The organism is Enterococcus crotali (assembly GCF_000633635.1).
Lineage (GTDB): Bacteria > Bacillota > Bacilli > Lactobacillales > Enterococcaceae > Enterococcus_L > Enterococcus_L crotali.
The window spans coordinates 313,627-338,228 of sequence record NZ_AYPQ01000004.1 but is presented as its reverse complement, the minus strand read 5'-3'; the positions used below and the strand labels follow the sequence as shown (position 1 = coordinate 338,228).

The 24,602-nt window shown below is 33.5% G+C and carries 25 protein-coding genes; 3 read left to right on the top strand and 22 right to left on the bottom strand.

Annotation, left to right across the window (positions count from 1 at the left end; translation table 11 throughout):
* Positions 1–346 precede the first annotated feature (346 nt).
* The 5 genes from V192_RS0111855 to V192_RS0111835 all read right to left on the bottom strand — a co-directional run bounded on the left by V192_RS0111855 (position 347) and on the right by V192_RS0111835 (position 3,269).
* Complete coding sequence (locus tag V192_RS0111855; protein ID WP_025871993.1) at positions 347–772, bottom strand: hypothetical protein; 426 nt, start codon at positions 770–772, stop codon at positions 347–349.
* A gap of 215 nt (positions 773–987) precedes the next feature.
* On the bottom strand, positions 988–1,326 hold the full coding sequence (locus V192_RS0111850; RefSeq protein ID WP_025871991.1) for a hypothetical protein: 339 nt from the start codon (positions 1,324–1,326) through the stop codon (positions 988–990).
* 14 nt (positions 1,327–1,340) lie between these two features.
* A complete protein-coding gene (locus V192_RS0111845; protein WP_025871989.1) occupies positions 1,341–2,606 on the bottom strand; it encodes an LXG domain-containing protein in 1,266 nt (421 codons plus the stop codon).
* Between the two features lie 208 nt (positions 2,607–2,814).
* Positions 2,815–2,982, bottom strand: coding sequence for a hypothetical protein (locus V192_RS21545; RefSeq protein ID WP_158001103.1), 168 nt, complete (start codon positions 2,980–2,982; stop codon positions 2,815–2,817).
* Positions 2,982–3,269 carry a TIGR04197 family type VII secretion effector gene (locus V192_RS0111835; protein ID WP_025871987.1) on the bottom strand — a complete coding sequence of 96 codons (288 nt, stop codon included), beginning with the start codon at positions 3,267–3,269 and terminating at the stop codon, positions 2,982–2,984. The genes V192_RS21545 and V192_RS0111835 overlap by 1 nt, the downstream gene beginning before the upstream one ends.
* Before the next feature lie 563 nt (positions 3,270–3,832).
* Between V192_RS0111835 and V192_RS0111830 the strand changes: the two genes are divergently transcribed.
* Together V192_RS0111830 and V192_RS0111825 are read left to right on the top strand one after the other, a co-directional pair.
* Positions 3,833–5,581, top strand: a complete 1,749-nt coding sequence (locus V192_RS0111830; RefSeq protein ID WP_025871985.1) for a hypothetical protein — start codon at positions 3,833–3,835, stop codon at positions 5,579–5,581.
* A 71-nt stretch (positions 5,582–5,652) separates the two neighbouring features.
* Positions 5,653–8,778: a hypothetical protein gene (locus V192_RS0111825; protein WP_128080820.1), complete on the top strand. Its 3,126-nt coding sequence runs from the start codon at positions 5,653–5,655 to the stop codon at positions 8,776–8,778.
* Between the two features lie 285 nt (positions 8,779–9,063).
* On the opposite strand, the gene V192_RS0111815 is transcribed toward V192_RS0111825, so the two are convergent.
* The 17 genes from V192_RS0111815 to rlmH form a co-directional block, all read right to left on the bottom strand.
* A complete protein-coding gene (locus V192_RS0111815; RefSeq protein ID WP_025871980.1) occupies positions 9,064–10,749 on the bottom strand; it encodes a recombinase family protein in 1,686 nt (561 codons plus the stop codon).
* Positions 10,750–10,915: 166 nt separating this feature from the next.
* Positions 10,916–12,124, bottom strand: coding sequence for a recombinase family protein (locus tag V192_RS0111810; protein ID WP_025871979.1), 1,209 nt, complete (start codon positions 12,122–12,124; stop codon positions 10,916–10,918).
* Between the two features lie 218 nt (positions 12,125–12,342).
* On the bottom strand, positions 12,343–12,573 hold the full coding sequence (locus tag V192_RS0111800; protein ID WP_025871977.1) for a hypothetical protein: 231 nt from the start codon (positions 12,571–12,573) through the stop codon (positions 12,343–12,345).
* The gene (locus V192_RS0111795) at positions 12,560–13,201 is read right to left on the bottom strand and encodes a hypothetical protein (RefSeq protein ID WP_025871975.1); all 642 of its coding nucleotides are present in this window, start codon (positions 13,199–13,201) and stop codon (positions 12,560–12,562) included. The genes V192_RS0111800 and V192_RS0111795 overlap by 14 nt, the downstream gene beginning before the upstream one ends.
* Positions 13,202–13,269: 68 nt before the next feature.
* The gene (locus tag V192_RS0111790; protein ID WP_167331077.1) at positions 13,270–14,115 is read right to left on the bottom strand and encodes a replication initiation factor domain-containing protein; all 846 of its coding nucleotides are present in this window, start codon (positions 14,113–14,115) and stop codon (positions 13,270–13,272) included.
* A 472-nt stretch (positions 14,116–14,587) separates the two neighbouring features.
* Entirely contained in the window at positions 14,588–15,760 is a 1,173-nt protein-coding gene (locus V192_RS0111785) for a hypothetical protein (protein ID WP_025871971.1), read from the bottom strand.
* Between the two features lie 319 nt (positions 15,761–16,079).
* A complete protein-coding gene (locus V192_RS20945; protein ID WP_025871968.1) occupies positions 16,080–17,090 on the bottom strand; it encodes a DUF4767 domain-containing protein in 1,011 nt (336 codons plus the stop codon).
* 111 nt (positions 17,091–17,201) lie between these two features.
* Positions 17,202–17,636: a hypothetical protein gene (locus tag V192_RS0111775; RefSeq protein ID WP_025871965.1), complete on the bottom strand. Its 435-nt coding sequence runs from the start codon at positions 17,634–17,636 to the stop codon at positions 17,202–17,204.
* Positions 17,637–17,649: 13 nt separating this feature from the next.
* Positions 17,650–17,958: a hypothetical protein gene (locus tag V192_RS0111770; protein ID WP_025871963.1), complete on the bottom strand. Its 309-nt coding sequence runs from the start codon at positions 17,956–17,958 to the stop codon at positions 17,650–17,652.
* On the bottom strand, positions 17,958–18,248 hold the full coding sequence (locus V192_RS0111765; protein ID WP_025871961.1) for a Mor transcription activator family protein: 291 nt from the start codon (positions 18,246–18,248) through the stop codon (positions 17,958–17,960). Before V192_RS0111765 ends, V192_RS0111770 begins: the two co-directional genes overlap by 1 nt.
* Before the next feature lie 137 nt (positions 18,249–18,385).
* Entirely contained in the window at positions 18,386–18,931 is a 546-nt protein-coding gene (locus tag V192_RS20940) for a DUF1643 domain-containing protein (RefSeq protein WP_025871959.1), read from the bottom strand.
* Between the two features lie 167 nt (positions 18,932–19,098).
* Positions 19,099–19,410 (bottom strand): hypothetical protein, encoded by a 312-nt coding sequence (locus V192_RS0111750; protein ID WP_025871956.1) that lies wholly within the window; start codon positions 19,408–19,410, stop codon positions 19,099–19,101.
* 72 nt (positions 19,411–19,482) lie between these two features.
* Positions 19,483–19,938 (bottom strand): JAB domain-containing protein, encoded by a 456-nt coding sequence (locus V192_RS0111745; protein WP_025871955.1) that lies wholly within the window; start codon positions 19,936–19,938, stop codon positions 19,483–19,485.
* Positions 19,939–19,985: 47 nt separating this feature from the next.
* A complete protein-coding gene (locus V192_RS0111740) occupies positions 19,986–20,306 on the bottom strand; it encodes a DUF960 family protein (RefSeq protein WP_025871953.1) in 321 nt (106 codons plus the stop codon).
* A gap of 95 nt (positions 20,307–20,401) precedes the next feature.
* Positions 20,402–21,295 (bottom strand): helix-turn-helix domain-containing protein, encoded by an 894-nt coding sequence (locus V192_RS0111735; RefSeq protein WP_025871951.1) that lies wholly within the window; start codon positions 21,293–21,295, stop codon positions 20,402–20,404.
* A gap of 378 nt (positions 21,296–21,673) precedes the next feature.
* Positions 21,674–22,000 carry a hypothetical protein gene (locus V192_RS0111730; RefSeq protein WP_025871949.1) on the bottom strand — a complete coding sequence of 109 codons (327 nt, stop codon included), beginning with the start codon at positions 21,998–22,000 and terminating at the stop codon, positions 21,674–21,676.
* 316 nt (positions 22,001–22,316) lie between these two features.
* A complete protein-coding gene (gene rlmH / locus V192_RS0111725) occupies positions 22,317–22,796 on the bottom strand; it encodes a 23S rRNA (pseudouridine(1915)-N(3))-methyltransferase RlmH (RefSeq protein WP_025871947.1) in 480 nt (159 codons plus the stop codon).
* Between the two features lie 424 nt (positions 22,797–23,220).
* Between rlmH and V192_RS0111720 the strand changes: the two genes are divergently transcribed.
* On the top strand, positions 23,221–24,519 hold the full coding sequence (locus tag V192_RS0111720; RefSeq protein ID WP_025871944.1) for a S1C family serine protease: 1,299 nt from the start codon (positions 23,221–23,223) through the stop codon (positions 24,517–24,519).
* Positions 24,520–24,602 lie beyond the last annotated feature (83 nt).

The following is a 24,602-nucleotide window of genomic DNA, read 5'->3' as shown; positions in this document are numbered from 1 at the left end:
TTGTTGAGAAGAATTATATTCACTAAAAAAGCTTGTTGACTGAGCGCTGTATGCCCGTAATTTCTCCAGTTTTTCTTTTCTCTTTTGCATGGCCTCATAAGCGTTCATAGAACGTCTTTCTAAGTCTGGTCGAGGTCTTTTCGCATCCCGAATCAAGTCGTCAATCGTGTGTAATAACTCTTGATATTGATCAATCTCTGCTTGAATTTTGTCCTCATCTATATCTTCTCCACCTATTGATTAAGATAATTGATCTTCATAGATATAATATATAGTTATTTACTTCTTTTTTACTTTGTAATCTTTAAACTCTAATCTCAATAGATAATCATTTTTGATAGAAATATTAAATTCCAAAATGAACTAATAATCCATTCTTGTTCAAAGCATTTTCAGATAGTGAAATAAGCGTATCCAATTGTTTCAATAATTTTTTTGTTTCAATATTTTCCTTTAAATAAATACCATCTTCTACAGATACTTCGGTTGAAAGTTCAATACTATCGGGCGCATTTTCAAATAGATTTTTCCATGATTTTATGATATTCAAAAATTTTTTAATTCCTACTCCATCAAATATAGTAGTCCCATAATAGTTTAATCCTTCTTTTTGATTTGACATATTTTCCCAATGTGACGGAACCCACTTTAGAGAATCGGATAAATAAAGAATAAGATAATCCTCTATTTTTATCATGTGCTTTTTTGTCTCATTATTGTAATCAATATTTTCTTCATTTTTAAAAATTGTAAATTCATGTACTAATGCCATAAAACCCTATCTCCTTTTAAAATAATCATGTTTTTCCCAATGAAATAATAGAACCATTTGGAGTAGCCCACCCTTCAGCTGTTAAACCATTAGATGTTCATAATTCACCAATAACAAATTATGATCCAACTTTTCTTCCTAAAAAACATTTTTTGACATGTAAAAAAAGAACAAATCAATTTATTGATTAGCTCTTTTTTATTCTATTCAACATTTTAGAACAGTTCTACATCTAATATAAAACCTATATTATTTTTTGCATATGAAATAAGTTGATAGTGTATTGATTCTTCAGTTCTATTCGTAGTATAGACTGTTACATAAGGATATTCTAAAAAAAAGACTAATTTCATAAAAAGTTGTTGTATATCATCTAATTTCAGCTCATTAGTATAAATTTTAAGAATAAACGATTTATTTATTTCATCAAAAGAAAGTTTAAATTTTTTTATACTCTCTTCTTGATACTCCATAAATGATCTAATCTCTGATCCAATTCCTGGTTCATATTCATGATTTATTTCTTCTGAAATTTTTTTAAATAGTTCTATCATTGATTTTTTCACTCCTACTTTGGTATATATTTCCCTTTTGGTGCTGGAGAATGTACAGAGACAATTCCTCCTCTTTCATTTGCTCTTTCTGCACCGTGTTTAGAGAGAGATCTTCCTCCAGGAGTAACATCCCCTGTATCTAAATCATAACCATTTCCTAAACTATTCCATGCACTAGTAAATACTCCTGCACCATGGCCCGCTACTGCAAGACCACTTGCATTAATTGCAGGAACTGCAACTGTACCTACACCACCTGAAAAGAAAGTGGAAGCTGCTGAACCTCCAAATGCCCACAAACCACCACCAAAAAATTCTGCTCCGCCTTGAACTAATGAAGATAAATCCGCCACGAATTGTCCGACAGCATAGCTTTGTTTTCCGTCAAATTCTGCACCAAATTTTCTTTCCCCAAACCATTCATTTAGTAACGATTTTCCATTATTATTTGCTAATTGATCAATAAACCCTGAGCCGAATCCTTTAATCATATCAAAATTTTTCGTTCTAATCGATTCTTGTAATGTACTCGTTAATTCAGCATCAAATTTTCCATCAACATACACACCTAGCACATTACCATAGTCATCAAATTTTGTCGTGATTTCTTGATTAGCAAGATTATACGCTTTTACTTTTGCATCTATTTTTTCTTGTCTATCTTTCCATCTGTTACTAATAGCTTTTGCCCAGTTCATATCTAACTTACTAATATCAAAAGTTCCTGTAGAGGCATTCCACGCTTTACAATCCTTTACTTGATTAATCGCTGTRTTCAATTCTTGTTGAGAAGAATTATATTCACTAAAAAAGCTTGTTGACTGAGCGCTGTATGYCCGTAATTTCTCCAGTTTTTCTTTTCTCTTTTGCATGGCCTCATAAGCGTTCATAGAACGTCTTTCTAAGTCTGGTCGAGGTCTTTTCGCATCCCGAATCAAGTCGTCAATCGTGTGTAATAACTCTTGATATTGATCAATCTCTGCTTGAATTTTGTCCTCATCTATATCTTCTCCACCTACAGTAGCTTGATATTCACTTACAAATTTCTTATGTGCATTGGTAAAAGCTTCCGCAGTCATGATAATGGACTGCCCAATGGGCGTATACGCCACCATAAAATAATTTTTAGCCGAATCATAGGCCTTACTAGATAAAGGAGCAGACAAGAACAGTTGGATGCTTTGTTGTAAGGAAGACACAGCTTGTTGTGCTTGGCTACTAACTTGTGTTGCTTGTGAACTTCTAGCTTGTGCTTCTGACACAATAAATTTAAGTCCCATTCGACATCTCCTTCTCTTCTGTTTTTAAGAAGTTTCGATGTGCTGAACGGACCGAGTCTTCTTTTTCTAACAAGGTTTTACGGTCTTGCGCTAGCTGTTCTTGTTCCTCTTCAAATTCTTGTAATGCTTGTCGTGATAAGTGAAAACTATCATCTTGTCGTTCCTCGAAAAAAGCTCTCTCTTCTGATTCTACTTCATTTAGAGATTCCTAATAGATTCGTTGTTCTTGTTGTTGTAACGCATAGAACCGTTCTTGCAGTTGTTCAATAAACTGTTGGTCTTTCTTATTGTCTCGTTGTGCTTCTTGAAGTTCTTCCAGTTGATTTCGAAACTGGTAGTTTTGATCGTCAAAACGTTGTTGCGAAGTTAACGTCATTACCTTATCCCTCCAATTGAAAGAGTAGGTAACTGCGCAATTTTTTGGTCAATGCGTTCAAATTCTTTCGCAACAGAATTTATATTGTCCCCTGCTTTTACAATACTGTTAGAGACACTTTTTAGACTAGATTGAAAGGTTGAAAAACTTTCAATTGCAGTGCTATTACCAGCCACGTTGATTTGTCCAGAGCTGACAGAAACGGATATTCTATTTAATGCACTAGCTGATTGACTAAATGAGGCTGAAACCCCACTGGCAATAGTAGAATTACTATTAATCGACATGCTGTACTCTCCTTTTTTTAACAAGTCATTAACTTTGTGTCTATTTAACTTTACCAAAGAGCATATCTATTTTCTATACTTTTTGTTAATAAGCAAAAAATATCCCTATTTATGATACGGTTCTGCGTATCGGAAGTGAATGATATTAAAATAGAAAGATAGTTTAATTTAGGATCAATGGTTTTATTGATCCCCAAAAACTAAGCATAGCTTCATTTAACTTTTCAGTACATCAACACAACAAATTTTTGACACAAAGTTGATCACAAAATATCTTTAGAGATTAAAAAATTGTGTATTAATCTAACTCTGTACAATAAGAATTATCTTTTATCTTTACTCCTGCAATAACTATTACAATATTGATTTACGGAATATTATACATATCAGGTGAATTTAATTACAAAAAATCCCATTACCAACTACAATCCTATTAAATATTATCTTCTCTTTCAAATATCAATGTATTTAAAAATGAAATTTATTACTATCTATATGTAACTATCAATCCTATATGATATAATATTTAGTAAGAATTTTATTAGGAAGGACTGTGAGATAACTTGGTTGAAAAGAATGCTATTCTTGATTTACTGTACTTCTCTGATTATTTGCCTAAAACTAATCATAATGAGATAAAAAGAGATACAATCCTTGATGCATTAGAAACAGCGTTAAAGATAAATGACATTATTTTACTCACTGGCAATTCTGGAAATGGAAAATCTATTGTTCTAAGACAATTTTGTGAAAAAAATTCTCAAAACACTCTTTCTCTTTTTATTAGAGAAAGTAAACCTGCATCATATGATGAAAAGTATCTATTAGTTAACCTAGTTGAACAACTCTTTTTCTTCATAAAAGGCACTACATTAGAAAAAATTCCTAGATCAGAAGAACTTTTACTTCAGCAATTACAGAGATTAATGGTTGAGGCAAATAGAATCTGCAAAGCAAATAAAAAAATTCTCTTTTTTGTAATTGATGGCATATACCATATTCCGAAAGAGAAAATTTTCATTATTAACAATCTTATAAATAAATATCTCCCTTTGTCAATGAACAGTAATATAAAATTTATATTCTCTTTAGATATAAATGAACAATCAGATTTTGTCAAAAATGACCTTACTAGATCTGAAGGTAACCTTAGTGAAGTCAGTGTTATTGGATTATCTAACCAAGAAATACAGAGTCTATTCCCTGAAGTATCATCAGAATATGTCGAACAAATTCGTACTCATTTTTTAGGTAATACTAGAGAAATTTTTAATTTCCAAAGACAATATCAAAATGGTTTTAGAGACTTAAATCAGCTCCCCTCTGATCTTTTCTCCTTATCTTGGGAAAAAGCTGAACTCACAGATGATGATAAAAGACTCTTAGCATTAATCGTTTTTTCATCACAAAACCTATCATTACATGACCTCGCTGAGATTGAAGGAATGGAGATGCATTGTATTAAAGCATCGTTATCTAAAAATATTTTCATAGAAGTTACCAATGAGGATTTTGAACTCATAAATGATAACTATTACTCAAAGCTAAAAAATAAGTTAACATACTTTGAAAAAGCTACTTATGGGAGTATTGCTTCTTGGATACTCGAAAAAGAAAAAACAGAAAGTTTTGTTTTAATCCCGGAATATCTAGAAGGAGCTCAAAAATTCACTGAATTATTTACATTCCTTGACGAACCCAAACATATTAATTCAATCATTGCTTCCCAATCAATGGGGAGTGTTAGACAAATTGTAGAGCGAGGATTTTCTCTATCCGAAGAACTAGAGAGTGTAAAAAATTCACTGAAATTTGCCATTGAGTCTTCGATGTTTGATAACCAAGATATCAGTCAAAAAAAGCAATTGATAGAAGCTTTATTTACTCTCTCAAAGTATAGTGATGCTCGGGATATTGCTGATACAGAGATAGTACCTGAAAATAGAGTAATTTTACTTTGTATTATCGCAAGATTACAAAAAGAAAAGAACGGAACTATAGATATTGAATTAGTAAACCAAATAAAAAAGTTATACATGCGTCTAAACTTAAAATATCTGGGATCAAAGCGGATAGAAATTGCATCTGAATTAATATTTGCCGACCCTGAAACCGCATTATCACTTTTGGAGAAATCATTTGACTCAGAAAATGACGAAAACTCTTTTGACCGAGCAATGGTGGCTATGGGCTTAGCTGCAATAGATAACGGAAACGAATTAAGCAATTCTTCTGATGTATTAGGGATCCTCAAAAAAAAGCGAAGAATCAGAAAGTTCAAGATATTTTTTCTGATTTTTCTACTTTCTTAAAAGATATTTCCCCGGACGGCATTATAGATGAAATTGAAAATATTAAGCAAGTCAACGCAAAAATCAATTTTTTGTCAATGTGGTGTGATTACAATCAGCCTTCTGAACGAAGCTTTGAAATTTGCGAATATGCCTTTAAGTTGATTAATTCATCAGAGGAATATCGATCTAACGCAGGAATTTACAGACAGCTATCAAACCAAATGAAGTCTCAAGATCCAAAAACAACAGAAAAAATGACTCAATTGTTTGAAGGTCATCTGGATACACTTCAGAAAAATGGCCCCACTATAGAGTATGTTCAACTTTATTTAAACATAATAAAGGCAAATGAACTAATAAATATTGATTTAAATAAAAAACATCTTGAAGAAATATATTCTTATATTTCTTTAGAAGAAGATTTAAGTATTCAACTAGAATGCTATGCACATTTACTAAAATATCTTCATTCAACTGATTATCAAAAAGATTATGACATTGATCTCAATATCTCAGAACTTGTAAGTTTATCAATTGATGAGATTATTAACATCATACTTTCTGATACCGCTCATCAATATGATTCTCTAAAAGGAACATTGTGTCTGATTGCAACAATAGATTTATCCCGATGTCTCGAAGTAATTATGAAGGTAAATAATCTGGTTTTTCGAGAGCTTCTTTACCATGATATCATCGAATCTTTATGTATTTCAACTGAACTTCAAGAAGATATTGTACAAGATTTTATCACTGAATCAATTAACATACTTCAATTAATCACTGAAGATAACGTGCTTTCCGATGATTCTATAGAAATGATTATTTCTTGTTTTTATGAGCATTCAGATAATGATGGATTTGTAATTGACCACACACTCGTCCCTAAACTTATACACATTATAAAAAAGTGTACAAGCTTGGTTACAAAAATCCAGTGTATGAATCTGCTTTCACTTTCATTAGCCAATGATTTGGATAAAAGATTTTCAGAACAAATACAGGCTCTTAGTGATGATGCCTTGAAGTTTATTAACTCGATCGATCTAATGCCTTTAAAGATTTCATTAAGTCTTCAAACAATAAAATTGATTGGTGATAAAAATTTGAATTTAGCACTTAAATACTATGAAAACGTATCTCATATTATTGAAACCTTCAAATTTATTGAACCAATGGAATTTTGGAATAGTATCAAATGTGTACGGCTCTTGATTCGCGCTTATAGAGGGATAGTTGAGTCCCAAAATAATATTGGAAAAGATGATGTATATTTACCAAAATTACTCGAGATAGTAAGTCTTCTTGAATCTTCTGGTGAAGAGGCTATTTTACTTTCTGAAACTGCGATAGTTCTATTCCAAAATAATCGAATCCTTGAAGGCAAAGAAATCTGTAAAAGAATGACTAATCTAATAAATTCAATTCCTCAAAATGATAAACACTATAAGTGTAGGGTCATTCGTTTGTGTTCCCCTGCATTATTCTTGAACCATAAAGGAACGTTTGAAAGATTACTCTCTGAAATGAGCAATTCTGAACGTAATCAGACTTATTATGAACTAGTTCATTTTCTATTTAATGGCTATTCATATTCTGAACCTATACACAATGTCGATTCAAAATTTTACTCTTGTCAATATGAAGACCTTATTGATATCTGTGAAATCATCGAAAAGTTCAATGATGACAACGCTCAATATAGTATCATAGGAGAAGTAATCAAAGCTGCAAAATCAAACTATGTAAATCTCAAACAAGAAGCTAAAAATGAACTATTTAGAATTTTGAAAGAACACTCACAAAAGTTGTTTCCCTCGAAATTTAATATTCAACATGAAGGTTATAAAATTGTAGCCGAATCTAGTGTAATGAACGCAAATGGTTTTGATCGAAATATTTATAATACATTGGTTACTAGAGCCAATGCGCTTCCCAATAAAACAGATAAAATATTTGTAAAAACAATGTTATATGCTGATATTGAGAAACAACGGCACTACCAAAAATTATCTGAGGAGGTCTTTATAGAGGGCAAACAAAAAATTTCAGAAATCCCATTAACTCGTGAAAAAATTTATCAACTTGAATTGCTAGCAGAGGCTTTTAAAACGAAAAAAACGGCATACAGTAAAGAATTAATCGAAAGTGGAATTAAGCTTCTTCAAAAAGAATCCGATGATTCTTCAACACAAAGAGAACGCCGTCTAATCGATATGGCTTATCAAATTGATCCTGATTTTGGAAAAAGCCTTGTATCAACAATTCAGTCTAATGATGTATCCTCTAAAAGAAAGATTGACTCTTCAAAAGAGCACGAGTTGCAAAATACAAAGTATTTGTTAAAAGATAAGAAGAACACTCCTGATATAGATTTACTTACAAACCAGCAAAAAGAAAACATCCCTAATATATGTTGGGAATGGCTTGGACTTCTACAAGGAAAGAAAAATAGTCCGAAAAAGATTATAGATTTATACAAGCAATATTTACCTTTTGCCAGTACTCTTCCAATGGACTCTGCATATAAAATTTATAGTTGGTTGATAGAAAATAACACTTATAAACCTTCCTCAAAGAACATGCCTTTTGAAGTTTTTGAAGGAATCTATAATAGTTGTAAAATAATTTTCTGGAAAAAAAACGATTTGACTTTCGAAAAATCTGAAAGCCCATCAAAAGAAGGATTAATCGTTACAAATTCAGATGGTAGAGAAGGACTTGACTTTATTTTAAAATGGATTGAAGAAAATGCTACCAAGAAAATCACAATCTGCGATCCCTATTTTTCTGAAAAAGAACTTGATATCATACAAGAGATAAGCTTTATCAACTCCAAGTTTGAGTTTGAGATATTGACGAGTAAAGAGCATGTAGACAAGGAACTTGGCTTTGATAGTATTGAAGGTTTTCGAAGCCATTGGAAGAATGAAATATCAAATGAAGCTCCTCCAGAAGTGTTAATTGTTATCGCTGGTCATATGAAAAACAAAAAACTTCCAATTCATGATAGATATATATTAACTGAAACTAAAGGGCTATATATAGGTGGTTCTTTGAATGGACTTAATAGTGGTAGAGAATTTTCTATATCACTTCTTTCAGAAAACCTGTTCGATGAATGGAGAGTAAAAATTGATCAATACATTGATAATAATCAAAGTTATTTTAGAAGCCATGATCAAAAACTTGATATACAATCATTTTGGCTTTGAGATTCAAACTAGTAAAAATTATGAATAAACTACGTTTTTAAATACGAATCCTTCGTTACGCACCTCCATAACAACGAACCCAGCTATTTGAAATAGCTGGGATTTTGTTACGCCACACGTTTTATCTATTGCTATTTCTTCATTCATCCTATTCTCCGATAACGTCTACAATGATTCACCGCTTTTACCTCTCTAAAGTAGCTTAATTGCTTTAGATGAAGTACACGAGACTTTTCTTACGGATAAAATGAAACGAACTGAAAACGACTGATTTATTGTGCTTATTTACAACACCAAAGTAAATGGACGCTTCAACTCAAAAAAGACCCCATCCGTTTGATTGGATAGAGTCTCTTGATAGAGTTGATTTAGTTGATGGATAATTTCTTCGTTAAATGTCATTGTCAGTTGAATAGCGTCTTTCGTTAATGGATCAAACGTAATCTTCTGAATAAACGTGCGGTAAACTGACTTAATCATTGCCTTATCTGCTTTATTAAGAAAATGATCGAGTGCAGTAAATATCTGTGATACATTATCAACAGTAATTTTTTCATGCTGATGATTCAATACAGAAAGAATTTCATGCTCTCTTTGTTTACTATAAATAAGTTGTTCTTTTAGCTTTTCTTTTTGAGAGGAGATATCTTCTTGGTGTTCATCTGTTAGTTCTTCAAATTGGTGATATACTTCTACTTTTTTCTCAATGTCAGTCATATTGACTAGAAGAACTGCAAGCTCCTGTTCCAATGGTTGGAGCTCTTCCTCTATTTTTTTGTTCATTTCTTTGACAAGTACAGGGAGGAACTCAGGGATCGTCACAAGTTCCCGCAATCGGTCAGAGACAAACTGTTCTGCATAATCAGCTCGGATAGAATTGGCTCCACAAACAGAAGCACCTTTATTCCTAAAGTTAGCACAAGAATAATACCGAATTCTCTTTTTTGTCCCATCTTTTAGTGTGTTAGTCACGTTAGATGCGGCCATCGGTCCATGACATACTGGACAAGTGAGTAGTCCTGTTAAAACATTTTCACCACGATGATTCCAATTAGGTTGCCTTTTTTCCATTTCCAACCGTTCCCTCACTTTTAAAAATAATGCCTCGTCAATAATCGGTTCGTGGATGCCTTTCTGTACAATTGGCGTAGGATTCAATCCTCGTCTCCGCTTCTTTTTCCATTGTTGATATTTTCCGTACTCAATAATGCCACCATATTTTTGATTCGATAAGATTGTTTTTATCCCACCTGCAGTAAACGACTTGCCAGTGATGGTTGTATCTCCTTGTCTATTTAAGTAATTCGCAATGGCTCGGTAGCCTTCACCTGATGCGTACTTGGTAAAAATGGTCCGAACGATAGCCGCTCCTTTCGGTTCTATAAGCAGTGTTTTACGTCCTTCTTCATCTAACCCACAATAATACCCTAACATACGACCACCAGTAAATCGGCCTTCTTTTGCGACAGTTTTCATACTTTCAGCCACTAATTCACTTGTTCGTTCCCGTTCAAATTGTGCAACAACTGCCATTAAATTTCGTGACATCGTTCCTGCTGGATTACTGGCATCAATCAATTCTGAAATACTGATTAGTTCAATGTCGTAACGCTCTAATGTACGGACAATTGTCAAAAAATCATCCAAATCACGACTTGCACGGGAAACAGAATAAATAATTACGGCATCAAATAATCCGTTCTTGGCATCTTCCAATAATTGAATCATTCCTGAGCGATGTGCAATATCTCCGCCAGAAATACCACTGTCTGTGTACGTCATGTGATAGATCAAGCTTAATGATGCAGCTTTTTCTTCTATTTTTTCCGCTTGTGTTACTAGACTCAGACCATCGTCTACTTGCCCTTGAGTAGAAACACGAGTATACCCAACAGCTACTTTGACTCCTTTTTCTCGTCGTTGTTTTCTCGTTAACTTGTTAATATCAGGTAAAATGATTTCTTGCGACATGTTCATTCCTCCAACCTCATTAGATTATATGTGGGAACTTTTTGCAAATAGATACTTATGATTTCATCAGTTTTGTTTAACTCAATGCATTGAATTGACGTGTAAAAAAATGAATCTTCTATTTGCGTATCCGTAAGTATAAGTTCAGATAGTTCTTCTTCTGTTACTAATTTTTGCGACTCACTATAAAAACTTTCTTCTTTAATTGATCTAATTGATCCTTTAACTCTGGTGCAGTTAGTTCGCTCTGTTCGTACTGAATAAAGAGCTGTTGCTTTTTCTTTTCAATAGATTCTACTTGTTTCATCTCAACAATAGCGCGCGCTTTTTGTTGGTGGTGGACTTCTTGGACTAATTGATGAATAAACGAGCGATTGGTCAAAAATTTCTTTACCCTCGCTAGTACCTCTGTCTCTAGTCGGTCCGCTGGTAATTTTGATGGATAGCCTTTTTCTCGATGAATGGGGTTGGAACAAACATAATAACGGCGCTTTTTCCCTTTTTTCGGTGCATACATATGACCACTCAGTTGCCAGCCACAAGAACATCGTAGCTTATTTTTTAGTGGGTATTCTACAAAATGTTTTTTCTCTTGTATTTTACTTTTTCGAAGCTTTTGGACTTGTTCATATTCCGCTATTGTGATGATTGCTTGATGATTTCCTTGATAAGACTGGTCTCCTTTACCAAAAATTCCAGCATACGTTTGATTTACTAAAATCCGATAAATATCGGTATCTTTGAATGGTCTTCCATAAATGTATTGGCTTCTTTGGTTCAGCTCTTTACAGATTTTTTTGTACCCAAGACCTGACAAATACAAGCTAAAAATGAGTTGGATTGTTTCTGCTTCTTCTGAAATCAAAATAAAGGTATCACCTGTGTGTTTATATCCGTAGGGGGCTGCACCAAGTGGCTTTCCTTCTTTTCGCCTTCTTTCAATGGTTACAAAAGCATGATTACGACATGTCTCCAAATAATTTTGGGAAATTACTCCTAATGAATGGATGTAGAACGTACGAGCCGAGGGCAACATATCATCCGGAATTTTTTCTTTGGCTGAGTGTACGTGAATGTCATGGGCTTCAAACAATTCAAGCAAGTAGGTAAGGTCGCCCAAGTCTCGACTAAGCCTATCGTAGCTAGCCACGAACAAATGTCCGTTGTCCATTTTTCCTGAGGTAATCCAATCAAGCAGAAGAATCATTTGTTGACGATTTAAATTTCGACCAGATTTTCCGTAATCTAAAAAAAGATGCTCCTCTAAAATGATTTGATTATGCTTCTCAGCTTCCTTTTTACAGCTATTTATTTGTGAACGTATCGCCACTTTACCGTCATACCATTGAGAACAACGCCCATAAATTACATTCAAAATGCTCAGCCTCCTTATCTTGAATAAACTAGGAAAGGGAGCTGCAATCGCTCCCATTTCTCCGATTATTCTTAGTACAAGTAATGAAGTAGCCCTTTTGCTAATATCTTTGCGAGTATTTCAAATTGTAGTTTTTGTTCTTCTGTTGGCAAATGATGTTTTATATGCTTATCCATCCACACCACTCCCTTCTTGCAAAATTTTTTTGCCAATATATTTCATTCAATAAATCGGACTAATTTCCACATCTTTTGCTTTCTACCATTTTGAGTTACTCGCCCGCCGTAATTCATGAGAAATCCCTTCTTTTTTAACTGTTGTAATGCGCCTCCAATGCTGCCTTTTTTGATCCCTATTCTATCTGCTTGTTCGTAGAGTTGCTCTGTTGTAAATGGGCATTGTCCATACGTGTAACGTATAAATTGATACAACTTTTCAATTCCGGTCATTGCTATCGTCTCCTTCTTGTTCAGGATGTAGCCAGTGTCGAATTTCAAGTTTATTAACAAAGAAATGGGGTTGTTTATCTATGCAACTGTATGAAACGGTTCCAGCAACGAAAAGTTGTAAATCGAGAATTGCTTGGCAAAATAAAGGAAATAAACGTTCCCTTTTTTCTAAAGAAACAAGATTTATTTGTTCTTCAAAATAATCTTCTTGCGTTTCGACTAAGAGGCCAGATAACTTCTTTAGATTTTCAGAAACATATGAGTTATTCTCTTGGATTCGTTCTAATAATTCTAAAAATGAGCTTTCAGAAGAAACATTAACCTCCATTGGGTAGTCAATATAATAATCAAATGAATGACTAGGATAAATGTCAGAAATTTTTAGCGTTAAAATGAGTAAGTGCACACTTTCGCCGAATAGATTAGTAGTATTCTCTACTCGTGCATGTTTCACAACACCATGTCCACCAAAAGCATTCGGTCCATATCCACCAAGGATATCTTTGATTAAATCTCTGTTATTTTTATGAAATATACTTTTAGGAATTGCACAGTGTTCTGTAGAAGAAGTTTCCTCCGCTACAAGAGATTTCCCATTTTCAACATCAAAATTGCGTTCGTTATACATATTTAATTCCTCCAATATTTTTATACTTTTTAGTGATTTACTTTGCACCCAAATCTTGACACCTTTTTTTAGTCCAACCTGTGTAATCGTTGCTTTTTGATATATAATAAATACGTCTCATACCATTTAGCTAAAGGTCGCCGTCTTAATTCAGAGCGCTTGTGATAACTTGATCGAAATTGGATATTGGTTTTCATTACCTCAGACACAAACAACGAGAAATCTTTCCTTTGTTCGAGCAGCGCATCAACAACCTTTGTAGCCCAGCTATTTCTAAACCTAATTTCTGTCCGAAACCACTCCGATTCACTTTTTGTCTCAAGTTTCTTATCATAAACCACAACAGACAAATCACTAGCTCGTTTGCCGAAGTAAAAGCTTTCTCCAGTTAACTCTGTTGTTTTGATACGAAATTCATGAATGATTCGACCTGTTTGGAATCTAGATGTGACTAATTGTCGTTTAATATAGTCTAAGGCTCGAGTGGGGGTTAGCGTTTCTTTAGAAAAACTATCGATAGCAATATCTATTCGCTTAATGTTGACTCGTTCTACAGGAATCATATCTACTATTTCAGAAACTTGCCTAAAAAAGGAAAACCAGGTATGCTCTTCTTGTTGCTCCAAAAAACGACATCCACACGCTCGAATTTCTACCAAAACAACAGCTTTATTTCCTTTATTTTCATAATGTACAAAAATTTTCTCATTCGTATACATTTTCTGAAAACCACGCATATGGCTATCTAGCAGTTCAAAACTATCTAGCAAATAGTAGAAGAAATAATTAACAATACTTGCCATATCTGCTTGAACAAATGAAAGTATAATATAATCAATCAATATACTCTGTCCTGCCCTGATACTACTAGTATTACTTACAGGTTTCAGGGGTTCAAAATCTTCATCTCTCATTGCTATATCAACCTTTCTGTACATTTTATTCCTTAATAATAAAATGAGTTTTACCTTTCTCCTGCGCGTTGAAAGAGAATTCTCTAACATTCCAGCATCTATTCTGAAGCACCCATTTTGGATGGTAATCAACATTCAAAAAATAAACGTAATCATTTTTAATGTATTTAGTTTTCAATGAACGAGCTTCAGTGACAGACAACAGAACGGTCAAGACATATGACATACATTAGCAATTTTTTCTGCTGCATTTGTTAATGTTACTCTTTTTTCTTTTGTCATTTTTTTTACCTCCACTAGATTCATATTACTCACCGGTGAATATACATTTCGTAATTACAAAACCTAGTTTATCAAAAATAAAATGACAAAAAGTGACTCTAATGATGTAATTCAAATTACCTCACCAGAGTCACTTTTTATCATGGAATACTTCTATGTAAAAATAAACAGCTTTTCAATTTTTATTTGTCTAATCAGTTACTTCCCAGATTTCATCAATATACCTATCATTTTCCTTTTTAAAATAACTATCCATTAATTTTAAAGCAGACAATTTATCTTCTACCTCAAAGCGTACTTTAGTATCTATTGTAGTATTTAATAATTCTTCTAAATCAGCGTTCTTCATCTCATCAAGTCGAATCCAATTCAGCCTCATCTCTTTTATTTTAATCGGATCATGCAAAATTTTTTCTACCACTTCTGAGGAAATTTTCAAATCAAAGATATCCATGATTACACTTCTAACAATTAAATCTTGTTTCTTAGTCCACTCCTTAAGAATATTGTTTAAAGTCCTTATACGTTCTATATCCTTATTTTTAGCTTTCACAAAATGAAGTTCCGTTAAAACAAAATTTTTAACTCCACGTTTTTCAAATGATTTTTTTATTGTACTAGCAATCTCATTCATCAATTGTTCTATCGATTGTTTCTTTGAAACCAAATTAACACATTCTATCAAACAGTCAAACAAATTTCTATCCGCTTGAATTTCCTCATAATTTTGAATCAAATACTCCCCTTTAGAGTATTTTTCCTTACTATACACATATTCAGTACGGGCTATATCAAAGTTTAATTGACTAACTACTTTAGGGGGCGTTTTTTCTTTTCTCATATAAGGATTTTCTTTTATCATTTCATTATATGCGTCTATACGAGCACGATGATTGTGGTTTATTAATTGGACGATAGAAGAGAATAGTATATATGTAACCAACAGTTCTGGTCGGATTTCTTTTGTTTCTATTTTTAACTCATCGATTGTTTTGGATTTTGATAAAATTTTGTCAATCATTTTTATTCCTTTCCAAAAGCGATCCCTTTTACTTGATGGTAAATTTTCCTCTTTAAACAATTGTACTCCATAAAAATGATAGACTACTTTACTTTTTTTCCTTTCCGCTTTAACATTCTCTTCTTCTTCTTTCAGTACCTGTATCATCCTTTCTTTTTGACTATCTGTGGAATCATAGTTTTTTTGGATGTCACGACGTTCACCTCGCATCTCTAAAAGGGTCAGATAATTTACATCCAGTTCTCCTTTCTCGTTATATGCAGCTACTTTCGGTATATACAACGCACATTGTGCAAGTATATTTTGTTCAGTTTTGTTTAACACTAGCTCTTTTTTTATCATGAAAAGTCACTCCTTCTTTCTTTAAAACCTCCTCATTATCATAACCATAAACGAATGATATTAATAATTAATTTATTGGGATTTTTGGGAAACAGTCTAAAAATACAGTCCTTTCAACTCTTATTCCTCAAAAAATAGCTCCTAAAAAATCCCACATTCCCAATTTACTTTTGGGAATATGGGACTTGGAAGCTGTTTATTTTTCTTGTCTATTCAGTGCTTTAGTTCTATTCCCAAAAATCCCAACTTTTCTAAACATGCTGTCCATATAATCTAAAACAAACTTACTAACTTTCGAATACGACTAGGAACAAAGAATTTACTCCATATGTGTTTGAGTATATGACTGTCCGCTCATGTCCACAAGTGCAAAACCATTTCCTTGTATTCCAACCACAAGTTTATAAATAAAAGGTTGAGGCCCTGGACCTACACTTCCAACTCCGTATCGTTGTTCAAAATCAGCGGTATCCCATGCAATAGTATAAACAGTATGATCTTCTTCTGTTGAAGTAATAGACGCGATCTTATACTTTTTATTCATTACAAAATCAGTATAATACATATCATCAATAGTAAATACTGGATCACCTTTTGCCCCTTTATAATACGTTCCTTTTAAAAATTCGATTGTTTTAAGGGTAGCTTCATCTAAATTCTGATTATTTACCTGTTCTTCTGATTGATTTTGCTGAGGTACATAAGTTCCCTCAATAATTTGGTTAAATCCATTCTTTAGTTCTTGATTATCCGTCTCTTTAAAGACAATTGTATTTTCTGTATTTCCTTGGTTTTGCATTGTCACTAAAACCACAGGTCTATCTTGATACATAGTAAATAGATAACAATGACCTCCAACCGATGGTGTCGTCTCTATGTCAGAATAAACCGTAAGTATAGTGTAGCTACCTTCCTTTTGGCTCGATTGTAACCAACTCATTTCGACAAATTCATTGTTTATCTTAGGACGCATTTTGTTTTCTAAAAGACCTGATGGAATTGACAGCCCATAAAAGTTCACATTGTTTTCTTTGCTGTATTCTTTATATTCTTGCCCCATTGTATCTCCCCAACTAGACATAAATTGTTGGAGATCAGAAGCATTCTTTTCTGTCCAAGATACTTTTTTATCATCGCTTTGTTTTGTTTCTTCTGTTTTCGTTTCAGTTGAAGACGGTAAAGTTTCTTTCTTATCTACTTTAGTTGTCTCAAATACAGTACTCCTATTACTATTGGCAGACTTTGAACCATTAGGCTCTCCTTTTGAACAAGCACCTAGCAGTATAAGCAAACTTAGCCCAACAATTCCACTTCTAATTAAATGATTCATTTCCATTCCCCTCCATGAAATCTTTTTATCCGTATTTTCTCCAATACAGTCATCGATTAGTTAAGTATACCATACATATATAGGTACTTACTCCTCAACCCATACGAATGACTATATTTCCCAAGGTAGTTTCTCTTTTTTCATACGCATAACATCACGGTTATCCAATTCAAACTGTGCAAATAACACGATCTCTGATTCAAACTCTTGTTGGTTTTCAAGTATTTTTTCTAGTTCTTCAATAGATAGCTGTTCAAATGATTTTTGTTTTTCTCGAACAATTTCTTCTCCATATTGCGCTACTAATTGGTCATGTGCATCAAGCCGTTGTTCAATTTCCATCGTTCCTGCTTCAAAATAGTCATCTTTTATATGCGGTCGATTAATAACTTGTAGTATTTCTTCGCTACTCAATTGTGACATCATTAACTGCGCTTCTGTTTTTTCTTGTTCTACTTGTTTTTCGTTGTTTTTCTGTTGTATTTCCATCAGCTCGTTTGCAACTTCTTTCGCTGCTGCTCTCATGAAATCGCCCAAAAGTCCCATAACATAGTTCTCCTTAATCTATTTTTTGCCAACGATGTTGATAACCTCCACTGCAAGGGGATTTCTCTGTCTCCTTTGGATTATACATGGTTGTTATTTGCCGATGACAATTTTTACACTGATATGTTTTTTGCCATGTACCACTTACTGATTTGGTAGTTGATCCTGAACTATACGCCCACTTGACCAACGCCAAAAAAGCTATTCCTATGACTATAGCAATATTTTTCCCTGACAAATTTAGCTCAGTGTTCTCTTTTGCCCATTGAACTAGTTTGTATCCTCCAAAAATAAGTACACCTATAACAATAATTCCAATCATCAACCTACACACTCCTTCATTGCTTCATTGATTACTTTTTGAATCCATCGTGTTGAAAAACCATATTGGTCAGTGAGCTCACGAATGTCTAATTCTAAATTTTCTTGGTACATTTTTTTAATTTTCTCTGCCACTCTATCTTTGTCGTACATCTTCATTGGATATGAAATTTGTTGCCCCTTAAACATATAATGAAACTTTGCCAGTAAATCAGGATTAAGCTCTTCCTCTTGTAAAAATTCAGCAACACTTTGATACGAGATTGCTAGGCAGTCCAAATCAATTTTCATCTACTCTCCCCCTCAACACCTTCTTAATAATTCAAAAATATCATACTTGTGTTTTTTATGATAATGAACGTTACATGCAAAATAACAAGCGTTCCCACACGTATAATCTTTTATTTTTTAATGGTCTCATTACAATTTTAGGCAATTGGATTTTTCTTTCGATATTGAGCATAGCTAATATAACGCCATTCATGACGAACTTTTGGTGCTAATGGATGTGCTGGGTGTTCTTTCTCATCCACTAGAATTTTTACTTGTTTTTTCTGCTTCGTTGAAAGTAGACCATAGAATATATCTAATTGCTTCTTAGCCAGCTCATTGGTCAGCAATAGTGAACCCACACCAATAATAATCTCCGTTAATTGCTTCTCTGCTAGACATGTTTCAATCACCGCAAAGGTTTGATCGTCACTGCCTCCAGTTAAAGATTGTGCTGTCCCTTTGATTTTTGTAGAGGAGAATAAATTCACCGCTAAAAATCCTGAAAATTCCTGCTTACGTAGTTGTTCTTGGATCAACATCGTGGTCATATCTAAAGCAAGTGGGTCAATCATCGTCGGATGAATCGTCACGATCATTGCAAGTGGACCGTCCTCCCACACTTTTTTCAATAAATAGCGATGATCCCCTTCTGTATTCGACCATGATTCAGATTGAATCGTTATCTTTCGTTTTTGAATCATTTTCTTCTCCTTTTTCTATCCATGATAGTTAATTAATTCAGTGATAACTGTCGTAATGACTAAACACGCTAAACGAATCCATAAACCCATTTACTCTCGCCCCTCTCTTATTGCCTCTACTATTTGCATCATACAGTGACAAATCAATTCTAAAAATTCCTCTTTTGTCATTCAGCTCCATCCTTCATTGATAAAAGTTTGGAATAGAGTCGTGTACTATTCTTTAACAAACCTTTGATAAACGTGGTTTGGCTCGTAACATCAGTAAGAAAATACACAACATATTCATTGTCTTGATTATCTACATATAAATACAAATGAGTCATTACTAGTTTTGGTAATTGTTTTTTGGCTCCTTCTGGAAGAGTAGCTTCGTCTAGTTCTTCCCTCTCCAATGTGACAGATTCATAGCTCCATTCCTCTTTTACTGTTACAAGCTGCGTTTGTTTTTGTAAAATCGTTATTGCTTCATTTAACATGGCTTTTTCCTTTCTATGGTATAAAAATAACCTCACGAGCATACCTCCTGAGGCTTCATTACTTACTATCGGTTATATAGCTTCTGCTTTCATAGATAAATAGTTTCCATCACTACCAATTATCAGATGATCCTGTAAATTGATTTGAAGTAATCGACAGGCTTTTTCTAACTTCGCAGTAAATTCAATATCCGCTAATGAAGCGGTCACACTACCTGAAGGATGATTATGCCCAACACAAATAGACACACTATTTGACAACAGCGCCATCTTTAAGATATCTCTAGGAAAAGCTAATGACTGATTGATGGTTCCTATATGAACAACTTGAATAGCGGTTGGTTCATTTTTTACGTTTAAGCTAGCGACCACCAAATGTTCTCGGTCTTTTGTTTCAATAAACGGAGCGAATAATTCATAGACAGCTTGAGGGCTAGTACAAGTTCTAGCGGCGTAAAAAGTTGAGGCTTCTTTCACTAGTTCAAGACTGACGATAGCTACACGCTTTCTCGGTTGATTTGTTTTCATGTTTTCTCCTTTATGATTGTTGTAGTTGGTTCTTAGAAAAATGCCAATTAATAGTCTTCTGGTAATAACATCGTTTGATGACTACCATCATCGATCACCCATAATTTTTTAATTTGGAAATCAGCTATCTTTTCCTTTATGGTGTAGATATGATGATCAATGAAAAATGGTTCTTCTTGTCGATGAATCACTTCAATTGCTTGGCGTTGATTATCTGGATTGACTTCAAATATTTGTAAATAGTCTAATTCTGTTTCAGCTTTACTTCTTTTTTTGTCGATTAATTGCCAGCAATAGAGTTGGATTTCTTTTTGTACTTGTTCATTCACTCCCTTCGAGATGTGACGATTTTCTTTGTTATCAAACATTTTACTCCCTCCTTGAAACACAAAATAGACCAACCATCGATTAAGATGATTGATCTTCATGAATATAATATATAATTATTTTTGAGCTAGATACACTAATTCACCTTCATCGTATTAATAGGTGAATCTGTCCTAGCAAGTGTCAACTGCTCAACTTCTTTCTCAGTCATTATAGAAAGTTGTTCTTCTCCAATAGTATGAAGGATATGAATGTAATCATAGACACTCTTGATGTACGTATAATCTCCTTTAGTTAGATATAAATATAAATTTTCTAAATAACTAATGGTCATGTGATACTTATAATTCTTATTTTTTGGGTTTTGCTTTTTAGCAAGCACTAAATAGTCTTGCACTTTCCCATATTCCTTACTATATAGTTTGGAGGTAATCAGATTAGTAATTAAATTATATGCAAATTGTTTCGTTACTGTATTTCGATTTTCTTCATCTTTTATTGGAATCGCTCTTCTTATTAATAGTTCAGCTTGTTGCTCTTCTAAAAGAAAAATAATATTTGACATCAATGTATAATCATATTGAACATAGTATGATTTTTTGCTTAAATAAGTAAAACTATCATTTAATCCTTCTTTTGTCACTTGCTCAACTTCTGACCAGTGATTTGAAAAGAACACCTTAATCGCAATAAAATTGGAACGTTCCTTTAATGATTGATTTTCTATATTTTTCAATTGATTATAGTAGTGAAGTAATTCTTTCTTTTTACTTTGATTCGCAAGATGAGTAGCGCAATATTCAAATAATTGTCTAAACCTTTTTTGATCATCGTCCAATGAAGAATGACAGATAAACTCTTCTGGTGAAATAGAGAGCTTATTAAGAATTGCTGTTAGTTCAGACATCTTTATTTCTCGTTTGCCGCTTTCAATTCTAGAATAAGCGGAAGTATCATGATAAGGTAATACCTCTTTTTGTGTAAACTTCATATTTTGTCTAAAAAAGAGCAATGTTTCATTTACATTCATAAGATATACTCCTTTTTTGTAAAATTATACCACATATCAATCTATTTTATACTTAAAGTTTAAATACCGTTTATAATCAAATGGAATTCTGTTATGATAAAGCTAGTAACAGAATTTAAGATAGGAGAGATTAGTATGTCTATTTTATTATTGGCTGTAGTAGTTCCATTTGTTATCATCGTAGCACCATAGTTTGTTGAACAGACAAATAGAAACGTGAAGTAACTCCTATAATACTATATAGGATTCCTTCACGTTTTTTCAATTTTTCAGCTAAATTATAATATTAATATGTTTCACTACAGAAATATCTAGCACATTTAAGCTAATGTTATATTCTTTAGTTTTTTTCTGCAATTAATAACATATGCTCTGTCATTATTCAGAAACAATATAATTTGACAACATTGAATGCGTCTCAGGTGGACAATCAATTGTTAATTGAAATTCATTATTTTCTTCTGGGTCAAACAGCCTAAGTTTAGCTGTTGACTTTCCAGCCAACTCCTTACCTAATTTTTTACCACCTCTTGCCGAGGATAGAGCACTACCAAAACCGCTGCCCCCAGTAGATATAAGTGATGTAGCAGCACCAAATACAGCTCCTGCCATACCTAGTTTCTCATTATCTGCAGAAACATTCTCCATTATAATCTCACGAAGATAGAAAAACTTATCTGAAGATTTATAAGTAAATCCAATCATGTTATTGCTTCCACGCTTTACAGAAACTTCTACACTATCTTTCGCTTTAGGAAAAATCCACGAACCTCCAGACAAAATATTAACTGGATTTTTTTACCGAACAACATATTACCCAACTCCTTATAAATAGTTTATTTTCAACCTAGTATTACAGCTATTCCCTACTCAATTAAAATAATACGGTTACTCTTAAAATTACTAAAACTAACATGAAATGTCAATACCTCTTCAGACTAGATACAACTATCATATAATTCTCTGCATCCTTTCTGTCTAAAAAGATATTAACTTATGTTCTGAATTTCTAAAAATATCCCTACTTATGATACGGCTCCCCCCGCATTATCCGAAACCCGCGATAAATCTGCTCCACCAAAACCAACCGCATCAACTGATGTGGATAAGTCAACTTCCCAAATGACATCTGCTGCTGACTTCTCTTCAACACCTCATCACTTAATCCAAGTGAGCCGCCAATCACAAAAGCCAGCTGACTCTTCCCGTTAATGCCCAGCTGCTCAATCTCTTTTGAGAATTCCTCACTACTAAATTGTTTCCCATTGATCGCCAAGACAAAAACATGATCCTGATCCGAAATTTTTGCTAAAATTCGTTCGCCTTCTTTGCCTTTGACCTGTAACATTTCTGCTTCACTTAAATTTTCTGGCGCTTTTTCATCTGCTACTTCAATAATTTCGACTTTTGCATAGCTTTGCAGTCGTTTTAAATATTCATTGATTCCTTGGACTAGATATTTTTCTTTCAACTTACCTACAGTAATGATTTTTATTTTCATCGATTTCACGTCTCTTCCTGTTTGATTCATTCACTTGTTAACAATTTTATCATGAAAGTTTTGACTCTTCCACATACTTTCCCACAAAGTTATACACATATGCACAGACTTATCCACAGGTTTATGCTGGATTATCCTTCATTTCATGGTATTTTGAGATACAAACACATATTCCCATTTATTTATCCACATTATCCACATTTTGTGGATAACTTTTTCACAGGGGTTTTCCTCTGTTTTTCAATAGTTCTTCACACTTTATTGTGTATAAGTATTCCAACAATATCATTTTTTCATTATTTGTATCTGTTTTTCTCCCTAACTTGTTCATAAAAAATTCAAAGCTATTCGGTAGACTAAAGGTGTCTCGAAAGACTATACTAAATATAACAAATAATGATAATTAATTAGGAGGTTGCTTTGTATGCAAAAAAAAGACGTTACACCTGATTCAAATAAAAAGCAAAATGGCTTATTCAAAAAATTTGGGATTGGTTTAATTGGGGGCTTGCTCGGAGGGGCACTGGCTTTTGGTGGCGCTTATGCGATCATGGGTCAAAATTCTCCTTCATCTAATCCATCCACAACGACTAGCACAGTAAAAGATAACAAAGGCGATACAAAAGTCACGAATGTTAGTTTAGATGTAAATAGTGATGTTACAAAGGCTGTTGACAAAGTAAAAGATTCTGTGGTTTCCGTCATCAACTTGCAAAGCCCTAGTCAAAATAGTGAAAGTGACGGGTTTGGCGGTCTCTTCGGCGGAAATGATGGAAGTAATGACACTGACGCTAAAGATGATAGCTTGCAAGCAGCAAGCGAAGGAAGCGGTGTGATTTATAAGAAGGATGGAAAAACTGCTTATGTAGTAACCAATAATCACGTGGTCGATCAAGCCAAAGGATTAGAAGTTGTTTTACACGATGGTACAAAAGTTGAAGGTGAGTTAGTTGGTACTGATTCTTACACTGACCTTGCCGTAATCAAAATTTCTTCTGATAAAGTAGATTCAATTGCTGAATTTGGGAACTCTGATAACTTGAAAATCGGCGAACCAGCCTTAGCTATCGGCTCTCCATTAGGTTCAGCTTATGCTAACTCAGTAACACAAGGGATCATTTCTTCATTAAACAGAAATATCCAAAATGAAAATAACGGCCAAGCGATCAATATCAATGCGATTCAAACAGATGCAGCGATCAATCCAGGAAATTCCGGCGGTCCTTTAGTAAATATCGAAGGTCAAGTCATCGGGATCAACTCTGTTAAAATCGTCCAATCTGAAAGCCAAGTAAGTGTTGAAGGAATGGGCTTTGCGATTCCAAGTAATGATGTTGTAAATATCATCAATCAATTAGAAAAAGACGGCAAAGTAACTCGTCCAGCACTTGGGATTACAATGGAAGAATTGACAAACGTTTCTACTCAACAAAGAAAAGAAATCTTGAAGTTGCCTGACACTGTACAGATGGGGGTACTTGTTCGTTCAGTCCAAACAGCGACACCTGCTGACAAAGCTGGACTTGAAAGATATGATGTCATCACTAAAATCGATGATAAAGAGATCGACTCTGTAACTGACTTGCAAAGTGCTCTTTACAAGAAAAAAGTCGGTGATAAAATGAAAGTCACATTCTACCGTGATGGAAAAGAACAAAGTGTAGATGTTGATTTAACGATTGATCAATCCGCATTAAAAAACAATAAACAAACAAACGAGTAAGCTCAATAATAAGCTTAGAGATGAATTATCTCTAACAACAGAAAATAAAAGAACGCCCAAAATTGTGTATAGAAAATACAATT